A 5,263-nucleotide genomic window follows, 5' to 3' on the forward strand; every position below is an offset into this window, starting at 1 on the left:
AACCCGGGGCGGGTGTCAGCGGTGATAGAGGAGACGCTGCGGTCTGCGCCCGTCGACGGTGATCGACATCGCCGCCGAGACCGGCTACGACGGGTTGCCCGCCACCGACACCGACGAGCTGGCGACGTGGTTTCGCACCCGCTCGCACAGCGGCTCGCTGGAGCGCTACCTGGAACCGTTCTCGCACACCGTCGCGGTGATGCAGACGCCCGACGCGCTGTACCGCGTGGCCTACGAGTGCGTCGAGGACCTGGCCGCCGACTCCGTGGTCTACGCCGAGGTGCGGTTCGCGCCCGAGCTGCACATCAACCGCGGGCTGTCCTTCGATGAGATCGTCGATGCGGTGCTGGACGGATTCGCCGCCGGGGAGAAGGCGTGCGCGGCCGCGGGCCGGCCCATCAAGGTGCGGCTGTTGGTCACCGCGATGCGGCACGCCGCGGTGTCACGGGAGATCGCCGAGCTGGCCATCCGCTTCCGCGACAAGGGGGTGGTGGGCTTCGACATTGCCGGTGCCGAGGCCGGCAACCCGCCGACCCGGCACCTGGACGCGTTCGAGTACATGCGAGACCACAACGCGCGCTTCACGATTCATGCCGGTGAGGCGTTCGGGCTGCCGTCCATCCACGAGGCGATCGCGTTCTGCGGGGCCGACCGGCTGGGCCACGGGGTGCGCATCGTCGACGACATCGACGTCGCGGGCGACGGGAGCGTCCGGTTGGGACGGCTGGCGTCGATCTTGCGGGACAAGCGAATTCCGCTGGAGCTGTGCCCCAGTTCCAACGTGCAGACCGGCGCCGTCAACAGCATCGCCGAGCATCCGTTCGACCTGCTGGCGCGCACGCGGTTCCGGGTGACCGTCAACACCGACAACCGATTGATGAGCGACACCACGATGAGCCTCGAAATGCACCGGCTCGTCGAGGCTTTCGGCTACGGGTGGAGCGACCTGGAGCGGTTCACCATCAACGCGATGAAGTCGGCGTTCATCCCGTTCGACGAGCGGCTAGCGCTCATCGACGAGGTGATCAAGCCGCGCTACGCGGTTCTGATCGGCTGACGAGGCGAAACTCGCCGCCGCCCCGCGGCGGCGAGTTTCGCCTTCGGCGTTAGCGCGTCAGCCGGTGGCCGGTGCGCCGGCCGGTGACGGCTTCGTAGATGGCGATCAGGACGACCGCTGCGGCGACGCCGATGAAGAACGGAATCCAGGCGATTCCGCCGTTGGCGTTGTGGTACCCGAACTGGCTGGCCACCGCCGAGCCGATCAGGCCGCCCACGGCCCCGAGCACGACCGTCATGATCATGCCGACGTTCTGCTTGCCCGGCATGACCAGGCGCGCCACCACACCGATGACCGCGCCCACGATGATGGCGAGGATAATTGATCCAATCATTGCTGCTCCCGTTCGTAGCGGCGCCCCGTGTGAGCCCCGTCTTCAACGCGGGTTCCCCTAATCGACGGGCTTGTAACGCAATTCGCCGGGGCCGAACCGCGGCCAGGCTCACGTTTGGTGACTGCGCGCGGTTGCCAGCTGCCCCGATTGACACTGAGATACAAGATAGATACAGTAAGAGTGCAAGCTGCAACCGATAAGGATGGCCCGGCATGCCCATCGCAACGACGGGGTCGCTGACCCCCGACCTGGACCCGACGGTTCCCGCGCCGCCGACCAACGTGGCCGACTACGGGTTCGAGGGCCGCTTCGACGAGTGGGCCGACTGCGATGGTGCGGCCCGCTATTTCGAGTACTCCAAGGCCGCCAACCCGATCGGCTCCGGCCACGCGCCGCAGGTCCCGATCGAGCGGTTCGGGCCCGAGCTGTACCTGGACGCGCCGACCGGCGTCCTCCCGCTGGATTTGTCCGAGGATCTGGGCATCACCGGGCCGGCAACCAGCCCCGCGCTGTTGGCCAACTTCGTGCGCATTCGCGCCGGCGAGCACGTCGACACCGCCCCCAACGCCACCTCGCAGTTGTTCTACGTGCTCTTCGGCCGGGGGATGGCGGCCGTCAACGGCCGGCTGATCGCCTGGGAAAAGGGTGATTTCGTGACCCTGCCCGCCGGGACGCGCTCGGTGTTGCACGCCGACGCAGAGGCCGCCATGTACTGGGTGCACGACGAGCCGCTGCTGCGCTACCTGGGCGTCGAGGCGACCCAGCCGCGCTTCCGTGCCACCAGGTTTCGCCGCGCCGACGCGGTGGCCAAGCTGGAGGAGATCGCCGCCCGGCCTGGCGCCAACGACAAGAGCCGCGTCAGCGTGCTGCTGGCCAACGCCGACCAAGAGCAGACCCTGACCATCACCCACGTGCTGTGGGCGATGTTCGGCGTCCTGCCGCCGCATCAGGAGCAGCGCCCGCACCGGCACCAGTCGGTGGCGCTCGACCTGATCCTCGACGCCCCCGAACACGGGTGCTACACCCTGCTGGGCACCCGCCTCGACCGGCGCGGCGACATCGTCGACCCGATCCGGGTGGACTGGCAGGCCGGCGGCGCGTTCACCACCCCGCCGGGGCTCTGGCACGCCCACTACAACGAGAGCGACCGGCCCGCCCACCTGATCCCCGTTCAGGACGCCGGGCTGCACACCCATCTGCGCAGCCTCGACATCAAGTTCACCCAGCGCCGCGACCTGGCCGGCTGACCGCCCGGCCGGGCCATGCACCGCCGGCGTTCGGCGCATAGTGTGGCTGGACATGAAGTTGCCGCTGCTGGGTCCGGTGTCGCTGACCGGCTTCCAGAACGCCTGGTTCTTCTTGTTCCTGCTGGCCGTGCTGTTGGTGATCGGGATCTACGTCGCGATGCAATTCGCCCGCCGCCGCCGGGTGCTGCGGTTCGCCAACATGGAGGTGCTGGAGCGGGTCGCGCCGTCGCGGGCGGGGCGGTGGCGGCACGTGCCGACGATCCTGCTCGCCGCGTCGCTGGTACTGCTGACGACCGCGATGGCGGGGCCGACGTCCGACATCCGGATCCCGCTCAATCGCGCGGTGGTCATGCTGGTCATCGACGTCTCCGAGTCGATGGCCTCCACCGACGTCCCCCCGAACCGGCTGGCCGCCGCCCAGGTGGCAGGGAAGAAGTTCGCCGATGAGCTCACGCCGGCCATCAACCTGGGGCTGGTCGAGTTCGCCGCCAACGCCTCGCTGCTGGTCGCGCCGACGACGAACCGCCAGGCCGTCAAGGCCGCGATCGACGGCCTGAAGCCGGCGCCCAAGACCGCCACCGGGGAGGGGATCTTCACCGCGCTGCAGGCGATCGCGACCGTCGGCTCGGTGATGGGCGGCGGGGAAGGCCCACCGCCCGCGCGGATCGTGCTGGAGTCCGACGGCGCCGAAAACGTGCCGCTGGACCCCAACGCGCCCCAGGGCGCGTTCACCGCGGCCCGGGCCGCCAAGAACCAGGGGGTGCAGATCTCGACGATCTCCTTCGGCACCCCCTACGGCACCGTCGAGTACGAGGGCGCCACCATTCCGGTTCCCGTCGACGACCAGACGCTGCAGGAGATCTGCAAGATCACCGACGGCCAGGCGTTTCACGCCGACAGCCTGGAGTCGCTCGAGAGCGTGTATTCGACGCTGCAGCGCCAGATCGGCTACGAGACCGTCAAGGGCGACGCCAGCGCCGCCTGGATGCTGCTCGGGGCGGTAGTGCTGGCCGGGGCCATCCTGGCCGGCCTGGTGCTGAACAGCAGGCTGCCGGCCTGACCGGTCAGGCCGGCAGCCGCCGGTTGATCAGCAGGGCCAGCGCCGTGGCGATCAGGGCGGTGATGACGCCCAGGCGCAGCCAGCCGGCGCTGCCGGGGCCGGGCACGGTGCGGTAGCCGATGTCGTTTTCGATGGCGTTGTAGCTCTTGTTGAGTTCGGCGAGGTTGGTGGCGGTGTAGGACTGCCCGCCGGACAGCCGCGCGATCGTCTTCATCTGGTCGGTCGAGACGGGGACCGCGACCCGCTGCCCGTTCATCTCGATCTCGCCGCCCTTGGTGCCGAACGAGATGGTCGAGATCGGCACGCCCTGATCCTTGGCCAGTCGCGCCGCGGTGTAGGCGCCGTCGTGCGGGTCGCTGGGGTTGGTCGGCTTGTTCTCACCGCCGTCGGACAGCAGCACGATGCGGGCCGGGGGCGGAGTGTCACCGCCGGTGACGGCGGTGGCGCTGACCGCGTGCAGGGCGGTGAAGATGGCCTCACCGGTGGCCGTGCCGTCGGCGAACTCCAGCTTCTTGAGCGCTTCCAGGGTGGCCTGGTGCTGCGGCGTCGGGGGCACCAGCAGGTAGGGCGTCCCGGCGAAGCCGACCAGCCCCAGGTTGATGCCCGGCGTCAGCTGGCTGGCGAACTGGCTGGCCGCCTGCTCGGCGGCCTTCAGCCGGTTGGGCTCGACGTCGGTGGCCCGCATGGAGTTCGACATGTCGATGATCAGCACCACGCAGGCCCGGTTGCGCGGGATGCGCATGTCGTGCGTCGGGGTGGCCAGCGCGATGGTCAACAGGATCAGCGACAGCAGCGCGACCGCGATCGGGATGTGCCGCCACAACGGCTGCGGCACCGCCGAGTCGGTGTAGCGGTGCAGGCGGCGCCGGCGCCGGGCCTGGGCGAGGAGGTAGACGGCGAGCAGCGTCAGCGGGACCAGGCCGAACAGCAGCAGGCCCGGCCGCTGGAAGCCGTAGAGGGGTAGCGGGCCGATGCCGGGCAGCGACACTTGCCCTCACCTTCCCGTCTGAACCCGTCCTGATGCTGCCCGCCAGTAAAGAGGAGACTTGATAGACCGTCAAACGCGCGGCGCCTATTCGCGCCTGAGCCGCCCGTCGATGAACTGCTCCAGCTTCTCCCACTCCCGGACCGCCGCGGCGTACGGGGGCGTGGGCTTGGCGATCGAGTCGGGCTCCAGCACGTAGGCCACCAGCTTGCCCAGCGGCCGGCCCGTGTCCAGCGCCTTGTCGACGGTGGTCTCCTCGGAGTAGTCCCCGATGTCGCGGAGCAGCTCGACGGCCAGGTCGAGCTGGTCGCGATCCACCGCGTCGGGCCCGTCGGCGAAGTCGTCGCCCAGCCCGGACAGCACGTAGATGTTGTCGTCGGTGACCTCGACCGACAGCGACCCGTCGGTGGCGGCGGTGCGGATGTCGTCGTAGGTGCTCAGGTCGGCCAGGTCGTGGTCGTGCTCGTCGGCGAGGTAGCGCGCCAGCGCCCGCTCCGAACCGAACACGCTGATCCGTCCGTTGCGGCCCAGGAAGATCGGGCGATCGTCGAGGTAGCAGCGCAGCGTGTAGAAGGTGCCC

The 5,263-nt window shown here is 69.5% G+C and carries 4 protein-coding genes and 2 pseudogenes; 3 read left to right on the plus strand and 3 right to left on the minus strand.

What is annotated here, in order from left to right:
• Nucleotides 1-40: 40 nt before the first annotated feature.
• Nucleotides 41-1,057 (plus strand): annotated as a pseudogene (locus A9W96_RS13365) (adenosine deaminase); the annotation flags it as partial.
• Nucleotides 1,058-1,106: 49 nt separating this feature from the next.
• Here the strand turns inward: A9W96_RS13365 and A9W96_RS13370 are convergent.
• Entirely contained in the window at nucleotides 1,107-1,391 is a 285-nt protein-coding gene (locus tag A9W96_RS13370; protein ID WP_067140332.1) for a GlsB/YeaQ/YmgE family stress response membrane protein, read from the minus strand.
• A gap of 212 nt (nucleotides 1,392-1,603) precedes the next feature.
• Here A9W96_RS13370 and A9W96_RS13375 point away from each other — a divergent pair, with 212 nt between their 5' ends.
• Both A9W96_RS13375 and A9W96_RS13380 read left to right on the plus strand, forming a co-directional pair.
• Nucleotides 1,604-2,638, plus strand: coding sequence for a cupin (locus tag A9W96_RS13375; protein ID WP_067140335.1), 1,035 nt, complete (start codon nucleotides 1,604-1,606; stop codon nucleotides 2,636-2,638).
• A gap of 52 nt (nucleotides 2,639-2,690) precedes the next feature.
• Nucleotides 2,691-3,698, plus strand: coding sequence for a VWA domain-containing protein (locus A9W96_RS13380; RefSeq protein ID WP_067140339.1), 1,008 nt, complete (start codon nucleotides 2,691-2,693; stop codon nucleotides 3,696-3,698).
• Nucleotides 3,699-3,702: 4 nt separating this feature from the next.
• On the opposite strand, the gene A9W96_RS13385 is transcribed toward A9W96_RS13380, so the two are convergent.
• Both A9W96_RS13385 and A9W96_RS13390 read right to left on the minus strand, forming a co-directional pair.
• On the minus strand, nucleotides 3,703-4,686 hold the full coding sequence (locus tag A9W96_RS13385) for a VWA domain-containing protein (protein ID WP_067140342.1): 984 nt from the start codon (nucleotides 4,684-4,686) through the stop codon (nucleotides 3,703-3,705).
• 84 nt (nucleotides 4,687-4,770) lie between these two features.
• A pseudogene (locus A9W96_RS13390) lies at nucleotides 4,771-5,263 on the minus strand (primosomal protein); the annotation flags it as partial.

Source organism: Mycobacterium sp. 1245852.3 (genome assembly GCF_001669335.1).
In the GTDB taxonomy this organism is placed as follows: domain Bacteria; phylum Actinomycetota; class Actinomycetes; order Mycobacteriales; family Mycobacteriaceae; genus Mycobacterium; species Mycobacterium europaeum_A.

What these genes read in the sequence shown, in the direction of transcription:
- A9W96_RS13370 (WP_067140332.1), bottom strand. Translation starts at nt 1,391, where the DNA reads ATGATTGGATCAATTATCCTCGCCATCATCGTGGGCGCGGTCATCGGT.
- A9W96_RS13375 (WP_067140335.1), top strand. Translation starts at nt 1,604, where the DNA reads ATGCCCATCGCAACGACGGGGTCGCTGACCCCCGACCTGGACCCGACG.
- A9W96_RS13380 (WP_067140339.1), top strand. Translation starts at nt 2,691, where the DNA reads ATGAAGTTGCCGCTGCTGGGTCCGGTGTCGCTGACCGGCTTCCAGAAC.